The 21,895-nt window shown below is 41.1% G+C and carries 38 protein-coding genes; all 38 read right to left on the reverse strand.

Translation table 11 applies throughout. From position 1 onward, the window contains the following. Positions 1–24 precede the first annotated feature (24 nt). The gene (locus tag AC4BAP_RS05205; protein ID WP_490581566.1) at positions 25–591 is read right to left on the reverse strand and encodes a magnetosome magnetite crystal formation protein family; all 567 of its coding nucleotides are present in this window, start codon (positions 589–591) and stop codon (positions 25–27) included. A 197-nt stretch (positions 592–788) separates the two neighbouring features. After that, positions 789–1,085: an FtsB family cell division protein gene (locus tag AC4BAP_RS05210; RefSeq protein WP_490581567.1), complete on the reverse strand. Its 297-nt coding sequence runs from the start codon at positions 1,083–1,085 to the stop codon at positions 789–791. A 91-nt stretch (positions 1,086–1,176) separates the two neighbouring features. Then, positions 1,177–2,454: a phosphopyruvate hydratase gene (eno, locus tag AC4BAP_RS05215; RefSeq protein ID WP_490581568.1), complete on the reverse strand. Its 1,278-nt coding sequence runs from the start codon at positions 2,452–2,454 to the stop codon at positions 1,177–1,179. A 22-nt stretch (positions 2,455–2,476) separates the two neighbouring features. Beyond that, positions 2,477–3,589, reverse strand: coding sequence for a glutamine-hydrolyzing carbamoyl-phosphate synthase small subunit (gene carA / locus AC4BAP_RS05220; protein ID WP_490581569.1), 1,113 nt, complete (start codon positions 3,587–3,589; stop codon positions 2,477–2,479). 75 nt (positions 3,590–3,664) lie between these two features. Then, positions 3,665–4,171, reverse strand: coding sequence for a 50S ribosomal protein L17 (rplQ, locus tag AC4BAP_RS05225; protein ID WP_490581570.1), 507 nt, complete (start codon positions 4,169–4,171; stop codon positions 3,665–3,667). A 72-nt stretch (positions 4,172–4,243) separates the two neighbouring features. Then, a complete protein-coding gene (locus AC4BAP_RS05230) occupies positions 4,244–5,233 on the reverse strand; it encodes a DNA-directed RNA polymerase subunit alpha (RefSeq protein ID WP_490581571.1) in 990 nt (329 codons plus the stop codon). 37 nt (positions 5,234–5,270) lie between these two features. Further along, on the reverse strand, positions 5,271–5,876 hold the full coding sequence (gene rpsD, locus AC4BAP_RS05235) for a 30S ribosomal protein S4 (RefSeq protein ID WP_490581572.1): 606 nt from the start codon (positions 5,874–5,876) through the stop codon (positions 5,271–5,273). A gap of 22 nt (positions 5,877–5,898) precedes the next feature. Continuing rightward, entirely contained in the window at positions 5,899–6,291 is a 393-nt protein-coding gene (gene rpsK / locus AC4BAP_RS05240; RefSeq protein WP_187066968.1) for a 30S ribosomal protein S11, read from the reverse strand. Between the two features lie 9 nt (positions 6,292–6,300). Next, positions 6,301–6,678, reverse strand: a complete 378-nt coding sequence (gene rpsM, locus AC4BAP_RS05245; RefSeq protein WP_490581573.1) for a 30S ribosomal protein S13 — start codon at positions 6,676–6,678, stop codon at positions 6,301–6,303. A gap of 9 nt (positions 6,679–6,687) precedes the next feature. Then, entirely contained in the window at positions 6,688–6,804 is a 117-nt protein-coding gene (gene rpmJ / locus AC4BAP_RS05250; RefSeq protein WP_007654264.1) for a 50S ribosomal protein L36, read from the reverse strand. Positions 6,805–6,810: 6 nt separating this feature from the next. Continuing rightward, complete coding sequence (gene infA / locus AC4BAP_RS05255) at positions 6,811–7,029, reverse strand: translation initiation factor IF-1 (RefSeq protein ID WP_219875598.1); 219 nt, start codon at positions 7,027–7,029, stop codon at positions 6,811–6,813. Then, complete coding sequence (gene map, locus AC4BAP_RS05260; protein ID WP_490581574.1) at positions 7,030–7,803, reverse strand: type I methionyl aminopeptidase; 774 nt, start codon at positions 7,801–7,803, stop codon at positions 7,030–7,032. Between the two features lie 3 nt (positions 7,804–7,806). Further along, entirely contained in the window at positions 7,807–9,123 is a 1,317-nt protein-coding gene (gene secY / locus AC4BAP_RS05265) for a preprotein translocase subunit SecY (protein WP_490581575.1), read from the reverse strand. Positions 9,124–9,128: 5 nt separating this feature from the next. Next, on the reverse strand, positions 9,129–9,575 hold the full coding sequence (rplO, locus tag AC4BAP_RS05270; protein ID WP_490581576.1) for a 50S ribosomal protein L15: 447 nt from the start codon (positions 9,573–9,575) through the stop codon (positions 9,129–9,131). Position 9,576: 1 nt separating this feature from the next. Continuing rightward, positions 9,577–9,756, reverse strand: a complete 180-nt coding sequence (gene rpmD / locus AC4BAP_RS05275; RefSeq protein ID WP_490581577.1) for a 50S ribosomal protein L30 — start codon at positions 9,754–9,756, stop codon at positions 9,577–9,579. Between the two features lie 5 nt (positions 9,757–9,761). Then, entirely contained in the window at positions 9,762–10,280 is a 519-nt protein-coding gene (gene rpsE, locus AC4BAP_RS05280) for a 30S ribosomal protein S5 (RefSeq protein WP_490581578.1), read from the reverse strand. A gap of 5 nt (positions 10,281–10,285) precedes the next feature. Then, positions 10,286–10,633 (reverse strand): 50S ribosomal protein L18, encoded by a 348-nt coding sequence (rplR, locus tag AC4BAP_RS05285; RefSeq protein WP_490581579.1) that lies wholly within the window; start codon positions 10,631–10,633, stop codon positions 10,286–10,288. 8 nt (positions 10,634–10,641) lie between these two features. Further along, positions 10,642–11,196 carry a 50S ribosomal protein L6 gene (rplF, locus tag AC4BAP_RS05290; protein WP_490581580.1) on the reverse strand — a complete coding sequence of 185 codons (555 nt, stop codon included), beginning with the start codon at positions 11,194–11,196 and terminating at the stop codon, positions 10,642–10,644. Between the two features lie 14 nt (positions 11,197–11,210). Continuing rightward, positions 11,211–11,609 (reverse strand): 30S ribosomal protein S8, encoded by a 399-nt coding sequence (gene rpsH, locus AC4BAP_RS05295; protein WP_490581581.1) that lies wholly within the window; start codon positions 11,607–11,609, stop codon positions 11,211–11,213. A 90-nt stretch (positions 11,610–11,699) separates the two neighbouring features. After that, entirely contained in the window at positions 11,700–11,969 is a 270-nt protein-coding gene (rpsN, locus tag AC4BAP_RS05300) for a 30S ribosomal protein S14 (RefSeq protein WP_490581582.1), read from the reverse strand. 5 nt (positions 11,970–11,974) lie between these two features. Then, positions 11,975–12,529 (reverse strand): 50S ribosomal protein L5, encoded by a 555-nt coding sequence (gene rplE / locus AC4BAP_RS05305; protein ID WP_490581583.1) that lies wholly within the window; start codon positions 12,527–12,529, stop codon positions 11,975–11,977. 1 nt (position 12,530) lies between these two features. Then, positions 12,531–12,851, reverse strand: a complete 321-nt coding sequence (gene rplX / locus AC4BAP_RS05310) for a 50S ribosomal protein L24 (RefSeq protein ID WP_490581584.1) — start codon at positions 12,849–12,851, stop codon at positions 12,531–12,533. Positions 12,852–12,869: 18 nt separating this feature from the next. Beyond that, positions 12,870–13,238, reverse strand: coding sequence for a 50S ribosomal protein L14 (gene rplN, locus AC4BAP_RS05315; RefSeq protein ID WP_147920494.1), 369 nt, complete (start codon positions 13,236–13,238; stop codon positions 12,870–12,872). 1 nt (position 13,239) lies between these two features. Next, the gene (gene rpsQ, locus AC4BAP_RS05320) at positions 13,240–13,497 is read right to left on the reverse strand and encodes a 30S ribosomal protein S17 (RefSeq protein WP_490581585.1); all 258 of its coding nucleotides are present in this window, start codon (positions 13,495–13,497) and stop codon (positions 13,240–13,242) included. 15 nt (positions 13,498–13,512) lie between these two features. Further along, a complete protein-coding gene (rpmC, locus tag AC4BAP_RS05325) occupies positions 13,513–13,713 on the reverse strand; it encodes a 50S ribosomal protein L29 (RefSeq protein ID WP_490581586.1) in 201 nt (66 codons plus the stop codon). A gap of 3 nt (positions 13,714–13,716) precedes the next feature. Next, on the reverse strand, positions 13,717–14,139 hold the full coding sequence (rplP, locus tag AC4BAP_RS05330) for a 50S ribosomal protein L16 (protein ID WP_187066952.1): 423 nt from the start codon (positions 14,137–14,139) through the stop codon (positions 13,717–13,719). 30 nt (positions 14,140–14,169) lie between these two features. Further along, the gene (gene rpsC / locus AC4BAP_RS05335) at positions 14,170–14,916 is read right to left on the reverse strand and encodes a 30S ribosomal protein S3 (protein ID WP_490581587.1); all 747 of its coding nucleotides are present in this window, start codon (positions 14,914–14,916) and stop codon (positions 14,170–14,172) included. A 3-nt stretch (positions 14,917–14,919) separates the two neighbouring features. Further along, a complete protein-coding gene (rplV, locus tag AC4BAP_RS05340) occupies positions 14,920–15,312 on the reverse strand; it encodes a 50S ribosomal protein L22 (RefSeq protein WP_490581588.1) in 393 nt (130 codons plus the stop codon). Between the two features lie 2 nt (positions 15,313–15,314). Then, positions 15,315–15,593: a 30S ribosomal protein S19 gene (rpsS, locus tag AC4BAP_RS05345; RefSeq protein ID WP_187066949.1), complete on the reverse strand. Its 279-nt coding sequence runs from the start codon at positions 15,591–15,593 to the stop codon at positions 15,315–15,317. A gap of 3 nt (positions 15,594–15,596) precedes the next feature. Beyond that, positions 15,597–16,421 (reverse strand): 50S ribosomal protein L2, encoded by an 825-nt coding sequence (gene rplB / locus AC4BAP_RS05350; protein ID WP_490581589.1) that lies wholly within the window; start codon positions 16,419–16,421, stop codon positions 15,597–15,599. A gap of 10 nt (positions 16,422–16,431) precedes the next feature. After that, positions 16,432–16,719, reverse strand: a complete 288-nt coding sequence (gene rplW / locus AC4BAP_RS05355) for a 50S ribosomal protein L23 (RefSeq protein ID WP_490581590.1) — start codon at positions 16,717–16,719, stop codon at positions 16,432–16,434. A gap of 2 nt (positions 16,720–16,721) precedes the next feature. Continuing rightward, entirely contained in the window at positions 16,722–17,348 is a 627-nt protein-coding gene (rplD, locus tag AC4BAP_RS05360) for a 50S ribosomal protein L4 (RefSeq protein ID WP_490581591.1), read from the reverse strand. Between the two features lies 1 nt (position 17,349). Further along, positions 17,350–17,967, reverse strand: a complete 618-nt coding sequence (gene rplC, locus AC4BAP_RS05365; protein WP_490581592.1) for a 50S ribosomal protein L3 — start codon at positions 17,965–17,967, stop codon at positions 17,350–17,352. Between the two features lie 174 nt (positions 17,968–18,141). Further along, positions 18,142–18,447: a 30S ribosomal protein S10 gene (rpsJ, locus tag AC4BAP_RS05370; protein WP_007654312.1), complete on the reverse strand. Its 306-nt coding sequence runs from the start codon at positions 18,445–18,447 to the stop codon at positions 18,142–18,144. A gap of 12 nt (positions 18,448–18,459) precedes the next feature. Then, a complete protein-coding gene (gene fusA / locus AC4BAP_RS05375; protein ID WP_490581593.1) occupies positions 18,460–20,562 on the reverse strand; it encodes an elongation factor G in 2,103 nt (700 codons plus the stop codon). Positions 20,563–20,564: 2 nt separating this feature from the next. Next, a complete protein-coding gene (rpsG, locus tag AC4BAP_RS05380; RefSeq protein WP_490581594.1) occupies positions 20,565–21,032 on the reverse strand; it encodes a 30S ribosomal protein S7 in 468 nt (155 codons plus the stop codon). A gap of 19 nt (positions 21,033–21,051) precedes the next feature. Then, positions 21,052–21,468 carry a 30S ribosomal protein S12 gene (gene rpsL, locus AC4BAP_RS05385; RefSeq protein WP_187066942.1) on the reverse strand — a complete coding sequence of 139 codons (417 nt, stop codon included), beginning with the start codon at positions 21,466–21,468 and terminating at the stop codon, positions 21,052–21,054. 106 nt (positions 21,469–21,574) lie between these two features. Further along, positions 21,575–21,892: a DUF3467 domain-containing protein gene (locus AC4BAP_RS05390; RefSeq protein WP_490581595.1), complete on the reverse strand. Its 318-nt coding sequence runs from the start codon at positions 21,890–21,892 to the stop codon at positions 21,575–21,577. Positions 21,893–21,895: the final 3 nt, after the last annotated feature.

Below are 21,895 nucleotides of genomic sequence, written 5' to 3' on the forward strand. Positions count from 1 at the left end.
GGATGATAGGGTGTATACTCTTCACTAATGCTTTAAGATGTTTAAGGCAAACGGGTATAAGTTACTTTCAGACTCTTTGTAAATCAGCAAAACAGCCCTTATGGCATAAAGTGCGTTAAGGAAGTACAAAACCAGAAATGTTACAAGTACATAGTTAGCACCTGGGTAGTGCAGTATCTTCACCATCGCGTAAACTACTATTAAAGGGTAAGTCACCAGCGACCAAGTAATCTGAAAATTGAGAAGTTTGATTCCTTGCTCCTCTATATGCAGTACTCGCTTCTTTTGAGTAATCCAGATAATAAGCGGGAAAATAATATTGCCCAGAGGAATCATCAGGTAAGAAAGTACAGACAGGTGCAATAGCAATAATACACTTCGATCAGCTTCTTTATTGTAGTCGTAAACTTCTTCTATGTCAACGTGCAGAGCTTGGCATACAGATTTAAGAGTATAGCCTCTAGGTTCAGTTTCTCCTTTCTCGATTCTTTGTAAAGTACGTAGATTTATGCCTGCAAGCTCCGCTAGCTCTTCTTGACTCAAGCCTTTGCGCTTCCTGATCTCTGCAATCTTGTGACCTAGTCCACTCATGAATAATATAGTTTGTGTTTCCTCAATATTACTCCGCAAACCACCTAATTGATAGCGGTACTTCTACGATACTCTTACGACATTTATGCCTTAAGCAGCTTTACAGCCAAAATAAAGATGTTAGTAAGTATAAAAACAAAAGCGGCTCTTTTGAACCGCTTCCACAAAGTATAACTCTTTATACTTAACTCTTACCTTTAGTCTTCTTTTGGCACTATGATAAACACATCCTCATTCGGGCGTTTCATCAGATACTTCTCACGGGCAAATTTCTCCAGTAATTCAGGGTTACCCATCAACTCCCTACGGTCTTTTTCTACTTCCGCCATTTTCTCTACATAATGTTCCTTTTCCTGCTCCAGCTCTCTTAACTGGTGGCGCATCTGAAACTGCGTTATAAAGTCGTTTGAATCGAAAAAGAGCATCCATACCAGAAACAGGGCCGTGGTAATGAAATAGTAATTGCGGAAAAACTTCGGAATGCGCTTGATCATAGACTTAAGCTGTAGAGGTACTTATACAAAAATAAGGCTGTGAGTCAGAAAACCCACAGCCTTAGGTATAAAAATTTTTCGTTTTATACTTTTAGAACTTCTTACCAGGGTAATAAGCTACCTCGCCAAGTTCTTCTTCGATGCGAAGTAACTGGTTATACTTAGCCATACGGTCAGAACGAGAAGCTGAGCCTGTCTTGATCTGGCCAGTATTCAAGGCAACTGCTAAGTCAGCAATCGTGTTATCCTCTGTCTCGCCAGAACGGTGGCTCATAACGCTCTTATAGCCATGGCGCAGGCCAAGGTTAATCGCGTTGATCGTTTCTGTAAGCGTACCGATCTGGTTTACTTTGATAAGGATAGAGTTAGCCACGCCCTGGTCGATACCTTGCTGCAGACGGTTTACATTCGTCACAAACAGGTCGTCGCCTACAAGTTGTACTTTGTTGCCAATGGTTTCTGTAAGTTCTTTCCAGCCCTTCCAGTCATCTTCAGCCATACCATCCTCGATAGAGGCTATCGGATATTTCTCAGTCCACTCTTTCCAGTAGCTTACCATATCAGATGAAGACAGCTGATCGCCGGTAGATTTCTTGAAAGTATACTTACCTGTAGAGGCATCGTAAAACTCGGAGCTGGCAGCATCCATAGCGATCAACATATCGTCGCCTGGCTTGTAACCAGCAGCCTCAATTGCCTGTAGCACTACCTCAATCGCCTCCACGTTAGAAGCGATATTCGGAGCAAAGCCACCCTCATCACCAACGTTAGTAGAAAGGCCTTTCTTCTTCAATACATTCTTCAGGTGATGGAATACTTCAGAACCCATACGCAATGCCTCAGAGAAAGAAGGCGCGCCCACTGGCATGATCATGAATTCCTGGAAGTCGATGGCATTGTCTGCGTGGCTACCACCGTTCAGGATGTTCATCATCGGAACTGGCAACGTGTTGGCATTAACACCACCCACGTAACGGTAAAGCGGCATGTTTAGCTCAAGTGCAGCGGCACGGGCAATGGCAAGCGAAACACCAAGTATGGCATTTGCACCTAAATTACCTTTATTAGGAGTGCCGTCCAGTTCGATCATGATCTTGTCAAGCAAGTTTTGCTCAAACACCGGGAATCCAACAAGCTCCTCAGCAATCTTTTCATTTACATTTTTAACGGCCTGCAATACACCTTTACCCATGTATTTGCTCTTGTCGTTATCGCGTAACTCTACTGCCTCATGTATGCCCGTAGAAGCACCAGATGGCACAGCTGCACGGCCAAGAATACCGCTTTCGGTTACTACATCTACCTCAACAGTAGGGTTACCTCTCGAATCAAAGATCTGTCTTGCTTTAATATCTGTTATCAAGCTCATTAGATTGTTTTTAAGTATAGTTTTACTTGTTTTTATACTGCTCTAATAGTGCCACAAAATCATCGAACAAATAGGTCGAATCATGTGGGCCCGGCGAAGACTCCGGATGGTACTGCACTGAGAATGCTGGCTTAGACTTCATTCTAATACCCTCAATGGTATTATCGTTTAGGTTAATGTGCGTCACTTCAACTTCCGGATGGTTCTTAATCTGCTCGGCATCCACCACAAAGCCGTGGTTCTGGCTCGTGATCTCACTTTTGCCAGTGCGCAGGTTTTTAACCGGGTGGTTTAAGCCTCTGTGGCCATTATGCATTTTATATGTGGCAATGCCATTGGCTTGAGCCAGCATCTGGTGGCCCATGCAAATACCAAACATGGGCTTGTGCTTATCCAGTATTTGTTTCACGCTGTCAATCGCAACTTTAGTGGCAGCCGGATCACCAGGGCCATTGGAAATGAAATACCCATCAGGATTCCATTTCTCCATTTCTTCGAATGGCGTATTATAAGGAAACACTTTTACCTCGCATCCTCTTGCAACCAGGTTTCTAAGGCTGTTTCGCTTTACACCAAGGTCAAGCACAGCTACTCTATACTTTACTTCTTCTGGCTTAGAATCATAAACTTCAGTTGTGCTAACATGTGATGCAAGCTCTAAACCAGCCATCGAAGGAATCTCAGCCAACTTCTTACGGAGTTCATCAATATCCGTTATCTCAGAAGAAATAATGGCATTCATAGCACCTTTGTCTCTGATATGGCGCACCAGAGCACGGGTGTCTATTTCACAAATTCCAACTATTCCGGCATTTTCGAAATAATCCTGCAAAGAGCTTTCAGCTGTTTTTCTGGAGAAAAAGTGTGAAAAATCTTTACACACCAATCCACTGATCTGCACTTTCCCAGACTCTACTTCCTCATGCTGCACACCATAGTTACCCACATGCGAAACAGTATTTACAACCACCTGACCATAATAAGATGGATCTGTAAAGATTTCCTGGTAACCGGTCATACCAGTGTTAAAGCAAAGCTCTCCACCAGAAGTACCAATACGACCTAGGCTCTTGCCTTTGTAAATTGTGCCATCCTCTAACAAAAGAACAGCATCAGAAGAAACGTGCTTTTTCATTTTTAAAATTTACTACAAAAATAAAAAGGGACACGACTTACGCCATGTCCCTTTCAAAATATTTAAAGGCATGCCTTATTCAGCATTGTTCGCCTCATCTTTAGTTTCAGTAGCGGCTGGGTTAGTCTCAGTTGCAGAAGCCTCATCCTTCTTCTTACCAGATGAACGACGACGAGTTTTCTTAGCGCCTGTAGTAGCAGTAGCTGCTGAAGTTAGCATATCCTCGTTGTAGTCTACTAACTCGATAACACACATTTCTGCGTTGTCACCTAGTCTGTAACCAGTCTTAAGAATACGAGTGTAGCCACCTGGTCTTCCAGCAATCTTAGCAGATACTTCGTCAAAAAGCTCTTTTACAGACTCTTTGTTCTGCAGGTAAGCAAATACCGTTCTTCTTGAGTGAGTAGTATCGTTCTTAGATTTCGTTAGCAGAGGCTCAACATACTTGCGTAGTGCTTTAGCCTTAGCTACCGTAGTAGAAAGACGCTTGTGAAGGATTAAAGACGATGCCATGTTAGAAAGCATTGCCTTACGGTGCGAAGCCGTTCTTCCTAAGTGATTAAATTTTTTACCGTGTCTCATTATTTTGAATTGTGCACGTGCATACCGTCGATCAACCTAAAGCGGGATCGGGAATTATGCCGTAATTAATAATTATTCTTCTTCTAATTTATACTTAGAAAGGTCCATACCGAAGGTTAATCCCTTCTCCTGCACCAGGTTCTCCAGTTCAGTTAATGATTTCTTACCGAAGTTTCTGAATTTCATCATGTCAGAGATATCAAGCTGCACAAGGTCGCCAAGCGTTTTAATGTCGGCAGCCTTTAAGCAGTTGTATGCTCTCACAGAAAGATCCATATCCTGAAGCGAAGTCTTAAGGATTTTACGCATATGAAGCATTTCTTCATCTACAGCCTCCTCTTCTTCAGGCTTCGCCGTCTCAAACGTCATAGTGTTATCAGAGAACAGCATGAAGTGCTGAATCAAAATATTGGCTGCACCTTTCAATGCATCTTCCGGGTGAATAGAACCGTCAGTTTGAATATCAAGTATAAGTTTTTCGTAGTCAGTTTTCTGCTCTACACGCGTATTTTCAACGCTAAACTTAACATTCTTAATTGGTGTAAAAATGGAGTCGATAGAGATTAGGCCAAAAACCTGATCCTGAGCTTTATTCTCATCAGCAGGAACATAACCACGTCCTTTCTGAATAGTCAGCTCAATCTCAAAAGTAATGTTCTTATCTAAATGACAAATAACCAACTCAGGGTTCAGAACTTCAAAGCTTGAAGAGAACTTGCTGATGTCACCGGCAGAGAATGAATCCTGGCCGCTGATAGTTACTGTAATCTTATCATCGATAACTTCGCTTATTTTCTTAAAGCGAACCATTTTCAAATTAAGGATGATATCAGAAACATCCTCAACCACGCCTTCAACAGAGGAAAACTCGTGCAGTACACCAGGAATGCGGATGCTAGAGATTGCATAACCTTCAAGTGAAGAAAGCAAAATTCTGCGTAACGCATTTCCAATGGTTACACCGTAACCTTTTTCAAGTGGCTTGAATTCAAATAAACCATGAAAGTCGTCTGCTTTTTCCATTACAACTTTCTCTGGCATTTGAAATGCTAATATTGACATACTTGCAGTGTTAAAGGTTATAAATTGATTTAGCTGATTACTTAGAGTAAAGCTCGACGATAAGCTGCTCCTGAATCTTCTCAGGAATCTGCTCACGGTCTGGGGTAGCTACAAGCTTACCAACCATCTCAGCTGCGTCCCACTCTAACCAGCTAAATGCACGTGCGTTACGCACAGACAAGCTAGTAGTAATTGCTTCAAGAGATTTTGATTTCTCTCTTACAGCTATTGTCTCACCAACCTTTAAGCTATACGATGGGATGTTTACCACCTCACCATTAACAGTAATATGCTTATGAAGAACAAGCTGACGAGCAGCTCTTCTTGTAGGAGCTATACCTAAACGATAAACAGTGTTATCTAGTCTTGACTCAAGAAGTACTAACAGGTTTTCACCAGTAATACCACCTTTTCTGTGAGCTTTTTCAAATATGTTTGCAAATTGCTTCTCAAGTACACCATAGATGTATTTAGCTTTCTGCTTTTCCGCAAGCTGAACAGCATATTCCGACTGCTTCTTACGACGGCCACGGCCGTGCTGCCCTGGAGGGTAGCTTTTTTTCTTTAGCGCTTTGCTTGGGCCAAAGATCTCTTCGTTAAACTTTCTTGAGATCTTGCTTTTAGGACCAGTATATCTTGCCATTTTATTTAATCTACTTTAAAAATTAAACTCTTCTGCGTTTAGGAGGACGACATCCGTTGTGAGGTAATGGAGTAACGTCTTTGATAGCAGTTACCTCGATACCTGAATTCTGTACAGTACGGATGGCGGACTCTCTACCTGCACCTGGACCTTTAACAAAAACTTCAGCTTTACGCATACCAAGGTCATAAGCAACCTTTGCGCAATCAGAAGCAGCCATTTGTGCAGCGTAAGGAGTGTTCTTTTTAGAACCTTTGAAACCCATTTTACCAGCAGAAGCCCAAGAGATTACTTGTCCTGCATTGTTGGTTACAGATATAATAATATTATTGAAAGAAGCTTTGATGTGTACTTGGCCAGTTGGTTCAACAACTACGACACGCTTTTTAGCTTTATCTTTTCTTTTCTGAGCCATGATTAATGATTATTTAGAAGCTTTCTTCTTGTTTGCAACTGTCTTACGCTTACCTTTTCTAGTGCGCGAGTTGTTCTTCGTGCGCTGTCCACGTACTGGAAGACCTTTACGGTGTCTTAACCCACGGTAGCAACCAATGTCAAGAAGACGCTTAATATGCAATTGCACCTCTGATCTTAAAACACCTTCTGTTTTATAATCAGACGCAATGACATTTCTAATTTCATTAGCTTCATCTTCAGTCCAGTCTTTCACCTTTTTGTCAAGATCCACCCCGGCCTTTTGTAAAATAGTTTGAGACAGATTACGACCAATACCGTAAATGTACGTCAATGCGATCTCGCCTCTCTTGTTATCCGGAATATCTACTCCTGCTATTCTAGCCATAATTGATAATTATCCTTGTCTTTGTTTATATCTTGGATTTTTTTTGTTGATCACATAAAGCTTCCCCTTGCGGCGGATAACTTTACATTCAGCACTTCTCTTTTTTACTGATGCTTTAACTTTCATTGTAATTTATTTATATCGATAAACAATTCTGCCTTTGGTTAAATCATAAGGTGACATTTCCAGTTTAACCTTATCACCAGGAAGGATTTTGATATAATGCATCCTCATCTTTCCTGAAATGTGAGCTATCACCTGATGACCATTCTCAAGCTCTACACGGAACATTGCATTAGATAATGCCTCGATAATTGTTCCGTCCTGTTCTATAGATGACTGTTTCGCCATTTATTGTTGCTTAGCTTGTTTTATATATTCAAAAGTAGTTAAAATTTCTGCTTTATCTTTCCTTACCACAACAGTATGTTCAAAATGAGCAGATGGTTTATTGTCCCGGGTCCGGATTGTCCAGCCATCATCTTCCTGTACAATACTTTTAGTACCCAGATTGATCATTGGCTCAATGGCGATCACTAACCCATCCTGCAATTTTATACCCTGGCCTCTTCGGCCATAGTTAGGAACCTCAGGCGACTCATGTAAGTTCCTTCCCAAGCCGTGACCAACAAGTTCACGCACAACACCATACCCGTGACTTTCGGCATGTTGCTGTACGGCATAACCAATGTCGCCTAGCCTGGAACCAACTGTAGCATTCTCAATCCCTTTATAGAGTGATTCCTCAGTTACAGTTAAAAGTTGCTTCACATCATCAGTAACATTTCCTACTGCATGTGTATAAGCGCAATCACTATGATAACCTTGGTGAAATACTCCGCAATCTACAGAAATAATATCACCGTCCTTTAAAACATAGTTACTTGGCATTCCATGAACCACAGTGGAGTTCACAGATATACACAAGCTGAAAGGAAAGCCATTGTAATTTTTGAAAGAAGGTTTGGCTTTATGATCAAGTATGAACTCTTCCGCTCTTTTGTCCAACGTTAATGTTGAGACCCCTTCCTTTACAAGAAGAGCTATTTCGCCATGTGCTTTGCTCAATATCAAAGCACTCTGGCGAATTAGCTCAATTTCTTCTTCAGTTTTGTAAAATATCATCTATTAAGATACCATAGCAATGTTTTCTGTACGACCTCTCAGTTTTCCAGATTTCATCATGCCATCGTAATGTCTCATTAATAAATAGCTCTCAATTTGCTGTAAAGTATCCAGAACAACACCAACCATGATGATCAGAGAAGTACCCCCAAAAAACTGAGCAAACTCTCTTGTTACACCAAATAACATCGCAATAGCTGGGAAAATAGCTACCAATGCTAAGTATATGGCACCTGGCAAAGTAATTCTGGTTAAAATAGCATCGATATACTCTGATGTTGCTCTACCAGGTTTTACACCTGGAATAAACCCGCCACTTCTCTTTAGGTCATCTGCAATTTGGTTAGGGTTTACACTTATAGCTGTATAGAAATAAGTAAAGATCAAAATCATCAGGCCAAAAACCAGATTATACTGCCAAGAGGTAAAATCAGAGAAAGTAGAACCAATGTAATTCGCAGTATCATTAGAATCTGCCCAAATTGATGCGATCATAGAAGGGAGAAACATTAGAGACTGCGCGAAAATTATCGGCATCACACCAGCAGCGTTTACCTTCAGAGGAATAAACTGACGCTGTCCGCTATAAAGAGAGCTGGCACCAACCTGCTTTGCATATTGCACTGGAATTCTGCGGATCGCCTGAGTAAGCATTACAACAGACATAACCACGAAGAACAGAACTATAATCTCAAATAAGAAAACTAAAGCTCCATTGATTTGCTTTGACAAGGCTTCAGCAAGTATAGCCCCAGGGAATCTGGAAATAATGCCGATCATGATCAGCATAGAAATACCATTGCCTATGCCCTTATCAGTGATTTTCTCACCCAACCACATACAGAAAATAGTACCTGAAGTTAGGACTATCATCGACGTAATTGTGAAAAGGGTAGTATTGATCGCAATAGCCTCAGCATTGATCGTAGCAACGAATCCTACAGCTTGTGCAAGTGTAATTATTATAGTGAGAACTCGGGTGATTTGGTTGATTTTTTTACGACCAGACTCACCCTCCTTCTGCATCTTTTGAAAATAAGGTACAGCGATGGTTAAAAGCTGCAATACAATTGAAGCAGATATATATGGCATGATGCCTAAAGCAAAGATTGAAGCATTGCTAAAAGCACCACCTAAGAAAGTATCTAACAGACCAAATAGTCCACCTGTATTTGCTTGCAGTTGATTGGGATCAATGCCAGGCAGAACTACAAAAGAACCAAGTCTAAAAATAGCTATAAAGCCTAGCGTGTTTAAAATACGCACTCTTAGGTCTTCAATAGCCCAAATGTTCTTAATAGTTGTTAGAAACTTCTTCATATCTACTAGATCGCAACTGTTTTTCCGCCTGCCTTTTCAATCGAGTCTGTAGCTGACTGAGAGAAAGCGTGAGCATGTACCTCAACACCTTTGTTTAACTCGCCTCTACCTAAAACTTTCACTTTATCGTTCTTAGAAACTAAACCATGAGCTTTGAAAAAATCAAAATTCAACACTGTTTCATTAGTAGACTCAGCTAAAGCCTGGATAACGTCTAAGTTAATAGCTTTATACTCAACTCTGTTGATATTTTTAAAGCCATACTTAGGCACTCTTCTTTGAAGTGGCATTTGACCACCTTCAAAACCAGATTTCTGAGAGTAACCAGAACGTGATTTAGCACCTTTATGACCTCTTGTAGATGTACCACCTCTTCCTGAGCCAGTACCTCTACCTATCCTTTTGCGGTTCTTTACAGAACCCTCTGCAGGTTGTAAGGAGTTTAAATACATCTTAAATATTTTTTACTTCAACTAAGTTATGAACCTTATTTACCATACCAGCAATCTGAGGGGTATATTCAACAGTCACTGATTTATTGATCTTACCAAGGCCAAGAGCTTTGATAGTAAGCTTCTGGTTTTTTGGTCTGTCAATAATGCTTTTGATTTGTGTAATTGTAACCTGAGCCATATCAATTAACCGTTAAATACTTTCTGAAGATTTACACCTCTCTGCTGAGCAACAGCTAAAGGATCACGCATCTTAGATAATGCATCAAAAGTAGCTTTAACCACGTTGTGCGGGTTAGAAGAGCCTTTTGACTTACAAAGAACGTCTTTGATACCAGCACTCTCTAGTACCGCACGCATCGCACCACCTGCGATTACACCAGTACCTGGTGCTGCTGGCTTAACAAGCACGAATCCACCTGAGTACTTACCCTCCATAGAATGAGGGACAGTGTTATGGTAAACCGGAACCTTCACCAGGTTTTTCTTCGCATCGTCGATACCTTTAGCAATAGCGTCAGTTACTTCGTTAGCTTTACCTAATCCGTAACCTACAACACCATTACCGTCACCTACAACTACGATGGCCGCAAAGCTAAACCTTCTACCACCTTTAACAACCTTGGCAACGCGATTAATAGCAACTACTCTCTCTTTTAATTCGATTTCGCTAGCTTTTACACTACGTATATTATTCTTCAACATATTCTTTAGAATTTAAGGCCAGCTTCACGAGCGCCTTCTGCCAATGATTTAACTTTACCGTGGTACAGGTAACCTGAACGATCGAATACTACCTGAGTAATACCTTTCTCAAGGGCTTTGGCAGCAATTTCTTTTCCAACTATGTTGGAAGTTTCGATGTTCGCTTTTGCATCATCAAGTTTAGCTGAAGAAGCTGCTACTAAGGTTTTACCAGTAGTATCATCGATGATCTGCGCATAGATAGCTTTGTTGCTTCTGAACACAGAAAGTCTTGGTCTTTCAGCAGTACCAGAAATTTTATTTCTGATACTTCTCTTAATTCTAAGTCTTCTTGTTACTTTGTTAGTAGACATGATGATGATTATTTAGATGCTGTCTTACCAGCTTTTCTTCTGATTACTTCACCCACAAAGCGGATACCTTTACCTTTATAAGGCTCTACTTTACGTAATGATCTAATTTTGGCAGCTACCTGACCTATCAATTGCTTATCATTACTCTCTAAAGTAATAACCGGGGCTTTACCTTTTTCTGTAACAGCATTTGCAGATACTTCAGCTGGTAAAGTCATGAAAATGTTATGAGAATAACCTAAAGCTAGCTCTAAAACATCTCCCTGCACAGTTGCTTTGTAACCAACACCTACAAGCTCAAGCTGCTCCTTATAACCTTCACTAACACCAACCACCATGTTGTTGATCAGTGATCTGTAAAGGCCGTGTAAAGCTTTATGACGCTTCTGCTCAGTTGGACGCTCAACAACTATCTGGTTATCCTGCTGCTTAACAACTATATCCTTGTCAACAGCGGTAGTTAATGTACCTTTAGGGCCTTTAACTGTTACCACATTGTCATTAGCAATACTAACTTCTGTGTTATTAGGCAGGTTGATTGGCAATTTTCCTATACGTGACATTGTCTATCCTCCTATTAATAAACGTAACATAACACCTCGCCACCTACATTAAGTGACTTGGCTTCTTTTTCAGTCATTACGCCTTTAGAAGTAGACAAAATTGCTACACCAAGTCCATTAAGAACTCTTGGTAACGCTTCACTTCCAGCGTATTTACGAAGCCCTGGCTTACTAACCCTTTCTAATTTAACAATAGCAGATTGCTTAGTGTTAGGGTTATACTTTAGAGCTATTTTGATTGTACCTTGTACTGTAGAGTCTTCAAATTTGTAGCTTTGAATGTACCCTTTGTCGTACAATACTTTTGTTATCTCTTTTTTTATCTTGCTAGATGGTATTTCAACTATTCTGTGGTTAGCTTTTATAGCATTACGCACTCTAGTTAAATAATCTGCTATTGGATCTGAGTTCATTACGAATCACTTAAATAATGAATGCTTACTCTAAGCGAGCGGCAAAGATACTAATATCTTATTTATTTTCTTAACTTATTAAGAAAATAATTACCAGCTAGCTTTTGTTACACCAGGAATTTTACCCATAACTGCAAGTTCTCTGAACAGAACGCGAGAAATACCAAACTTTCTCATATATCCTCTTGGACGTCCTGATAACTTGCAACGGTTATGTAACCTAACCGGCGACGCGTTGCGTGGTAATTTATCCAGCGCATCATAATCGCCATTAGCCTTTAGTTCAGCTCGCTTAGCAGCATATTTTGCTACTAACTTTTGTCTTTTAAGCTCTCTTGCTTTTACTGCTTCCTTAGCCATGTTTCTTATTTCTTGATGTTAGTAAAAGGCATACCGAATGCTTTCAGCAATTCGTAGCTCTCTTCGTCAGTATTAGCAGTTGTTACAAAAGTAATGTCCATACCTGTGATAGACTTAATCTTGTCAATGCTGATCTCTGGGAAGATGATTTGCTCTTTAATACCCAAAGTATAGTTACCGCGACCATCAAAGCCTTTTTCGCTTACGCCTCTAAAGTCACGAACGCGAGGAAGAGCAATTGTAAGAAGACGATCAAGGAATTCATACATTTTCTCACCTCTCAGTGTAACTCTAGCTCCGATCGGCATACCCTCACGAAGCTTGAAGTTAGAAACAGACTTTTTAGCAATAGTTGCAACAGCTTTCTGACCAGTGATAGTAGTTAACTCTTCTACACCAATGTCAACCAGCTTCTTGTCAGCTACAGCAGCACCAATACCCTTGTTAATTGAGATCTTGGTGATTTTAGGCACCTGCATGATGTTCTTGTACTGGAACTTCTCTTTAAGGGCAGGCACTACCTCGTTCTGATACTTTTCTTTTAATCTTGTAGTAGCCATCTTAGATTACCTCTCCTGTTTTTTTAGAATAACGCTCTGTTTTTCCTTCGCTGTTTTTTCTTGTACCTGCTTTGAATGTTTCGCCTTTAGCATCAACTAAAGCAACATTGCTAGCATGAATAGGAGCTTCAACTTTAGAGATTCCACCTTGAGGGTTCTTTGCACTTGGTTTAGAGTGCTTGGTAACCAGGTTTAATCCTTCGATAGTTACTTTCTGCTTTTCAATATTTACAGCGATTATGCGGCCTGTCTTGCCACGCTCGTCACCAGCAATAACTTTTACTGTATCGCCAGTCTTTACATGAAGTTTTTTCTTATTCATCTTAATCTGAATTAGGGATTATAGAACTTCAGGAGCTAACGAAACAATTTTCATGAATTGCTTTTCACGAAGCTCACGCGCAACTGGTCCGAAGATACGTGTGCCGCGCGGCTCGTTGTTTGCATTCAGAAGAACTGCAGCATTGTCATCAAATCTGATGTATGAACCGTCTTTTCTTCTTACCTCTTTTTTAGTTCTTACGATTACTGCCTTCGATACAGTACCTTTCTTAACGTTTCCAGAAGAAAGAGCTGATTTAACAGTTACAACGATTCTATCTCCAATTGAGGCGTACTTCTTACCAGTACCACCCAATACACGGATACAAAGTACCTCTTTCGCACCGCTGTTATCCGCAACAGTAAGTCTTGATTCCTGCTGTATCATATTACTTCGCTCTTTCTATAATTTCTACTAAACGCCAGTTCTTGTTCTTGCTTAGTGGGCGAGTCTCCTGAATTCTAACATAGTCACCTATATTACACTCATTCTTCTCGTCATGAGCCATGAACTTTGTGGATTTGCTTACAAACTTCCCGTAAATAGGGTGCTTCATTCTGCTCTCCACCAATACAGTGATAGATTTGTCCATCTTGTTGCTAACAACCTTACCACTTCTTTCTTTTCTAAGATTTCTCTCTTCCATGATTTCCTTTAAGTATTAAGAGTTAGCTTCAATTTCACGACGACGTATCTCTGTATTCAGACGAGCGATCAAACGCTTCGTCTCACGAATTCTCATTGGGTTCTCCAACGGAGATATAGCATGCGCAAAACGTATGTTCTGCATGTTGGAGTTCTCAGTGTTAAGCTTCTCTTTCAATTCTTCTAAAGATAAAGCTTTTATCTCTGAATTTTTCATATACTATTTCTCAACGTAATCTCTACGTACTACAAACTTTGTTTTAACTGGCAGTTTTTGTGCAGCTAGTCTCAATGACTCTTTCGCTACTTCTAGAGAAACACCATCAGATTCAAACATGATAGTGCCTGGCTTAACAACTGCTACCCAATACTCTGGGGAACCTTTACCTTTACCCATTCGAACTTCGGCTGGCTTCTTGGTAACAGGTTTATCAGGGAAGATACGGATCCATACTTGACCCTCACGTTTCATGGCTCTTGTCATCGCAATACGAGCTGCCTCAATCTGGCGGCTAGTGATCCAAGATGCCTCAAGAGATTTGATCGCAAAAGAACCAAATGAAATAGTACTGCCTCTATGAGCCAGACCCTTCACGCGGCCTTTTTGCATTTTTCTATACTTAGTCCTTTTTGGCTGTAACATTTTCTAAAACTTAATAATGTTAGAGAACAATTATTGACGGCGCTTACGCTTAGGTGCACCGTCTGTCTTCTTGCGTCCACCACGTCTATCACCTTGCGCAGAGCTAGGGCCGCCTTTGCTTTCTAAGCCAGCGTTAGGAGTAAGATCTTTCTTGCCGTAAACTTCGCCTTTGAAGATCCATACTTTGATTCCTAATTTGCCATAAACTGTCTGAGCCTCAGATAGTGCATAGTCGATATCAGCACGCAGCGTATGAAGAGGAGTTCTTCCTTCTTTATAATGCTCCGTTCTTGCCATTTCAGCACCGCCTAAACGACCTGAAACCTGAACTTTGATACCTTCAGCACCAACACGCAGTGCAGATGCAATCGCCTGTTTCATGGCACGACGGAAAGAGATACGAGCCTGTAGCTGCTGAGCAATTGACTCACCAACCAATTTGGCATCAAGCTCCGGACGCTTAATTTCAAAGATATTGATCTGAACATCTTTGCTTGTAAGCTTCTTCAGCTCTTCTTTGATCTTATCAACTTCCTGTCCGCCTTTACCGATTACAACACCTGGACGTGCCGTGTTAATTGTGATCGTGATGCGCTTAAGCGTTCTTTCGATTATTATTTTAGAAATACCGCCTTTAGGAATACGCGCTAAAATGTATTTTCTGATTTTCTCGTCCTCGATCAGCTTTTCAGCGAAATCTTTGCCGCCATACCAGTTAGAATCCCAACCTTTAACGATACCGAGGCGAAAACCAATTGGATTTACTTTCTGTCCCATTTCTTACTTGCTGGCTTTTTTAGATTTCTTAGATTGCTTCTCTATCTGCTCTTCGGTCATTGTGTCAATAACCAGAGTAACATGGTTAGATCTCTTTCTGATTCTATAACCACGACCCTGTGGAGCCGGACGAAGACGCTTTAGCATTTTACCTTCGTTAACAAAGATTTCTTTGATAAAAAGGTTTGCTTCTTCGATGCGAGCATCTTCATTTTTCTGCTGCCAGTTTGCCAAAGCAGACAAAAGAAGCTTCTCAAGTCTAGCCGCACCAGCGTTAGGTTCAAACTTAAGTAAACCCAAGGCCTTAGATACGCTCTTTCCGCGGATCAAGCCTGCTACTAATCTCATTTTACGAGGAGAAGTAGGCACATTATTTAATCTTGCTACTGCTTCCATGATTAACGCTTGCCTTTATCTTTTTTAGCAATGTGACCTCTGAAGTTCCTTGTCGGAGCAAATTCACCTAGCTTATGGCCTACCATGTTTTCAGTAACATAAACAGGGATGAATTTATTACCATTGTGAACTGCGAATGTATGACCAACGAAGTCAGGTGAAATCATTGATCTGCGTGACCAAGTCTTGATAACTGTTTTCTTACCAGACTCGTTCATTACATCGACTTTTTTCTGGAGCCTATAGTCAATATAAGGCCCTTTTTTTAATGATCTAGCCATTTATTATTTCTTTCCTCTATTAACTATAAGTTTCTCAGAATACTTATTCTTGTTTCTAGTCTTAAGACCTTTTGCGTATAGGCCTTTACGTGAACGTGGATGACCGCCTGAAGACTTGCCTTCACCACCACCCATAGGGTGATCAACCGGGTTCATCGCAACACCACGAACTCTTGGACGCTTGCCTAACCATCTGTTACGGCCAGCCTTACCAAGTTTCACATTCATGTGATCAGAATTAGAAACAGTACCTACAGTTGCATAGCAGTTAGCCAGCACCATTCTCAACTCGCCTGATGGCAACTTGATAGTGGCGTATCTACCTTCACGAGCAACAAGCTGAGCATAAGATCCAGCGCTACGAGCAAGTGTAGCACCATTACCTGGCTGCAGTTCAATGTTGTGAATAATAGTACCTAGAGGAATTTCTGATAAAGGTAAGCAGTTTCCTACTTCAGGTGCTATACCTGATCCAGACATAACTGTAGTACCTACCTGTAAACCAGCTGGAGCAATGATATAGCTCTTTTCGCCATCTGCATAATATACTAATGCAATGCGAGCTGTTCTGTTCGGATCGTACTCAATTGTCTTTACAGTAGCTGGCACACCATGCTTGGTGCGCTTAAAGTCAATAACTCTGTATTTTTTCTTATGACCACCGCCGATATAGCGCATTGTCATTTTACCAGAGTTGTTGCGTCCACCAGATTTTTTAATAGGTGCCAACAAAGATTTTTCAGGAGTAGACGTTGTGATCTCGTCGAACGCAGGGGCTACTCTAAATCTTTGACCTGGTGTTGTTGGTCTTAACTTTTTTAAAGCCATTTCTACTTAATTAAATACCGCTGTAAAAGTCTATAACTTCACCTTCCTTCACGGTGATGATTGCTTTTTTGATCAAAGAAGTACGGCCAGTAACAGCACCAGATTTCGTGTACTTGGTCTTCATTTTACCAATCGATCTCATAGTAGCTACTTTTTCAACAGTAACTCCGTACATCTTCTCAACTGCCTTCTTGATCTCTACTTTGTTGGCTTTCTTATCAACCTCAAAAGCATATTTACCAACCTCGTTCATGGCAGCAAACTTTTCTGTTATTAGTGGTCTTTTTAGAACGTTCATGATTATGCGCTAAAGAGGTTTTCTAATACATTCACTGATTCCTCCACCAGTATTAATTTCTCTGTATTTAACAGGTCATAAGTATTCAGATCAGCTGCAGTTGATACTTTTAGCTTCTGAATATTTCTACCTGACAACACCACATTCTTATCTACAGAAGGTGTAACTACAAGAGTTTTACCAGTTGAATTCAGATTTTTAAGGATAGAGATCATTTCTTTTGTCTTTGGCGTCTCTAATGAGAAAGACTCTACCAAAGCCACTTTGTTATCTCTAGCCAGTAAAGAAAGTGCAGAAAGACGTGCAACTTCCTTAAGTTTTTTGTTTAGCTTGAAGCTGTAGTTTCTTGGCTTAGGACCAAATACTCTACCACCACCAATAAACACAGGAGACTTTAAGCTACCAGCACGTGCACCACCAGTTCCTTTTTGTTTCTTGATTTTCTTTGTAGAGCCTGCTACTTCATTACGCTCTTTTGATTTGTGAGTACCCTGTCTCTGATTAGCCAGGTACTGTTTCACGTCAAGATACATCGCATGCTGATTTGGCTCTAGACCAAATATAGCATCAGAAAGAGTTACCTTTCTGCCTGTATCTTCACCTTTGATATTTAATACAGAAAGCTCCATTTTACTTCTCAATTAACACGTAAGAATTTTTGGCACCTGGTACAGAGCCACTAACAACTAGCAGGTTTTTGTCTGCTATCACACGAACTACAGTTAAGTTTTGGATCTTAACTCTGTTGCCGCCCATTCTACCAGCCATTCGCATTCCTTTGAATACTCGTGATGGCCATGAGCAGGCACCAATAGAACCAGGGTGTCTTGCCCTGTTGTGCTGACCGTGAGTTTGGCCACCCACACCAGCAAAGTTGTGACGCTTTACAACACCTTGAAAGCCTTTACCTTTCGATGTTCCTACTACATCAACAAACTCTCCTTCTACAAACAGATTTACATCTACAGTGTCACCAAGATTAAATGATGAACCTTCAACATCAAACTCTGCCACTTTCTTCTTCGCAGAAGTGTTCGCTTTTTTGTAATGTCCAGCTTCCGCTTTCGTTACTCTCTTAAGCTTTTTCTCGCCATAGCCAAGCTGTACAGCTTCATAGCCATCAGTCTCGACTGTCTTCACCTGAGTAACTACACACGGACCAGCTTGAATAAGCGTTACTGGTGTGTATTTACCATCTGATGTGAAGAGGCTTGTCATTCCGATTTTTTTACCGATAATTCCAGGCATTCAACTTGTTTTTAAAGATGGATACAACAATACTACCCCTCAGTTTTTGCTAAGGGAGTGCAAAGTTAATGATTTTTAAACTTTTTTAACAAACCTTTTCTAAATTATTTATTATCAGTGTGAAATAAAAAAAGGGAGCCTCTCGACTCCCTTTTTTTATGATCTGTTACTTTATCAAACTTTGATCTCAACATCAACGCCGCTTGGAAGCTCAAGCTTCATCAGTGCGTCTACTGTCTTAGAGCTTGTAGAGTAAATGTCTACTAGTCTTTTGTAAGTGCAAAGCTGAAACTGCTCACGTGACTTCTTGTTTACGTGTGGTGAGCGTAGCACTGTGAATTTATCCTTCTCTGTTGGTAAAGGAATAGGACCGCTTACGATTGCGCCAGTTGCTTTTACTGCTTTCACAATCTTCTCAGATGACTTATCTACTAAGTTGTGATCGTAAGACTTAAGCTTTATTCTTATTTTCTGATTCATTTCTATACTTGATTATTTAGCTGCTGTTCCTTTAATTTTAGCAACAATGGCGTCAGCCAAGTTTTGTGGTACTTGCTCATAATGAGAGAAAGTAAGAGAGGCAGTTGCTCTACCTGAAGTAATAGTACGAAGGTCTGTTACATATCCGAATAGTTCAGACAGAGGAACATCAGCTTTCACAACTGTCGATGCACCTTTCGTATCCATACCTTTCATGATACCTCTTCTTCTGTTCAAGTCACCTGTAACCGGACCTGTGTACTCATCCGGAGTAACCACGTCAACTGCCATGATTGGCTCAAGAAGTCTTGGAGCACACTGCTTACCTGCTTCTTTGAAACCTTGACGAGCAGCTAATTCGAATGATAGTGAATCAGAGTCTACATCGTGGAATGAACCATGGAACAGACGCACCTTCATGCCATCCACTGGGAAGCCTGCAAGGATACCGTTCTTCATAGCCTCTTCGAAACCTTTCTGAATAGCCGGGATGAATTCTTTTGGAATCACGCCACCAACAATTGCGTTTTCGAACTCCAGACCTGGCTTGCCATCCTCACGTGGACCCATTGTGAACACGATATCGGCGAACTTACCACGACCACCAGACTGCTTCTTGAACACTTCTCTGTGCTCAACTGTCTTCGTGATTGTTTCTTTGTAAGCAACCTGTGGAGCACCCTGGTTCAGTTCTACCTTAAATTCACGCTTCATACGGTCGATGATGATCTCCAGGTGAAGTTCACCCATACCACGAAGAATGGTCTGCCCAGTCTCTTCATCTGTATTCACCTGAAGCGTTGGATCTTCTTCAATAAGTTTAGCTATAGCCATACCCATCTTATCAGAGTCCGCTTGAGATTTCGGCTCAATCGCGTAACCAATTACTGGTTCAGGGAATTCCATTGACTCAAGTACGATCTTAGCGTTCTGATCGCAAAGTGTGTCACCAGTTTTGATGTCTTTGAAGCCTACAACAGCTGCGATGTCACCGGCAGCCAGTCTTTCGATCTGGTTCTGCTTATTAGCGTGCATCTGGAAGATACGAGAAATACGCTCTTTATTGCTTGAGCGGGTATTAAAGATATAAGAGCCTGACTCAAGTACGCCTGAATATGCACGCACGAAACACAGACGACCTACATAAGGGTCTGTAGCAATTTTGAATGCAAGGCCAGCAAATGGCTCGCTTTCACTTGGCTTACGAGCTATTTCTTCGCCTGTATCAGGGTTTGTACCTTTAATGCTTTCTTTATCAAGAGGAGATGGGCAAAGTGCCATCACATAATCAAGCATTGTCTGAACACCTTTGTTCTTGAATGAAGAACCGCAAAGCATTGGTACAATTGCCATATCAATAGTTGCAGCACGAAGAGCGGCAAGAATTTCATCTTCAGTGATTGAGTTTGGATCCTCGAAGTATTTCTCCATCAGGGTCTCATCATACTCAGCTACCGCCTCAAGAAGCTTCTCTCTGTACTCTTCAGCTTCTTCCATCATATCATCAGGAATTGGAACTTCTGTAAAGGTCATACCTTTATCTTCTTCGTTCCAGATAATACCACGGAAATTCACAAGGTCAACAACGCCTTTGAAGTTATCTTCAGCACCGATCGGCAGCTGAAGGGCAACTGCGTTGCTACCCAACATTTCTTTAACCTGCTTACATACTGCTAAGAAGTCAGCACCAGAGCGGTCCATCTTGTTAACGAAACCGATACGTGCAACTTTATAGTTATCAGCTAGGCGCCAGTTAGTCTCAGACTGAGGCTCTACACCATCAACTGCACTGAATAAAAACACAAGACCATCTAGTACACGCAAAGAGCGGTTTACTTCTACAGTAAAGTCTACGTGACCAGGTGTATCAATAATGTTAATATGGTAATCATTGCCTCTGTATGGCCAGTTTACTGTAGTAGCCGCTGAGGTAATAGTAATACCACGCTCCTGCTCCTGCTCCATCCAGTCCATAGTGGCAGCACCTTCGTGTACCTCACCTATCTTGTGCGACTTTCCGGCGTAATAAAGTATACGTTCTGTTGTAGTGGTTTTACCGGCATCAATGTGAGCGGCAATACCAATGTTTCTGGTATATTTTAAGTCTCTAGCCATTATTAAAATCTAAAGTGTGAGAATGCTTTGTTTGCTTCTGCCATTCTGTGCGTGTCGTCTTTTTTCTTAACGGCAGCACCTTCACCCTTAGCAGCTGCGATGATCTCGCCTGCTAATCTGTCTTTCATTGTTTTCTCACCTCTCTTGCGAGCGTATGATATCATCCATTTGATACCAAGAGATACTCTGCGGTCCGGACGAACCTCAGTCGGCACTTGGAAAGTAGCACCACCTACCCTGCGGCTTTTAACTTCGACACTTGGCATGATGTTGTTCAATGCCTTCTTCCAAGTTTCTAGGCCGTTCTCTTTTGTTCTTTGCTCTACTAGTTCTACAGCGTCGTAGAAGATACCATAAGCAACACTTTTCTTACCGTCAACCATCATATAGTTAACAAAGCGTGTTACCAATGTCTCTTTGTACTTTGGATCAGGGAGGAGAACTCTACTTTTAGGCTTTGCTTTTCTCATTGTATTTATACTCTATGAATTATTTTTTCTTTCCACCTTTGCCTGCAGCAGCTGGAGCCTGACCTGGTTTTGGTCTCTTAGCACCATACTTAGAACGTGACTGAAGACGTCCGTTTACACCTGCAGTATCCAGAGCACCACGTACGATGTGGTAACGTACACCAGGAAGGTCTTTCACTCTACCACCTCTGATAAGCACAATTGAGTGCTCCTGAAGGTTGTGACCTTCACCTGGGATGTAGGCGTTAACTTCTTTACCGTTTGTAAGTCTCACCCTGGCTACCTTACGCATAGCTGAGTTAGGCTTCTTTGGCGTTGTAGTATATACTCTTGTACATACGCCACGACGCTGTGGGCATGAATCTAGGGCTGGAGACTTCGACTTCGAAGTTAATTTCTCTCTTCCCTTTCTTACTAATTGCTGTATAGTAGGCATTTATAATTTGTTAATTATAGATATTTTTCCACTCTAAAATTTGGTCTGCAAAGGTAGGAAAATCACTTTGCAAATTCAAAATTTTAATCCATTAATTATTAGCACCTTATGCTTCCCCTACCGTTCCACCGAAGTTCATCGGGAAAGAAGGAGCTTCCTGTGATTGCTTAATATCTCCAAAACTCGCTTCAAACTTATTGATATTATCCGCCAGAGCTGCCAATAATCTTTTGGCATGCTCTGGGGTAATAACAATTCTTGATTTAACTTTTGCTTTAGGCAATCCTGGCATCAATCTTATAAAGTCAATTACAAACTCACTGCTTGAATGCGCTATCATAGCCAGGTTTGCGTACTCGCCCTCTGCTATTTCTTCCGATAGCTCAATGTTTATTTGATTTTGCTTCTGCAGATCTTCCGCCATTTT

This window comes from Pontibacter sp. GD7 (assembly GCF_058216375.1).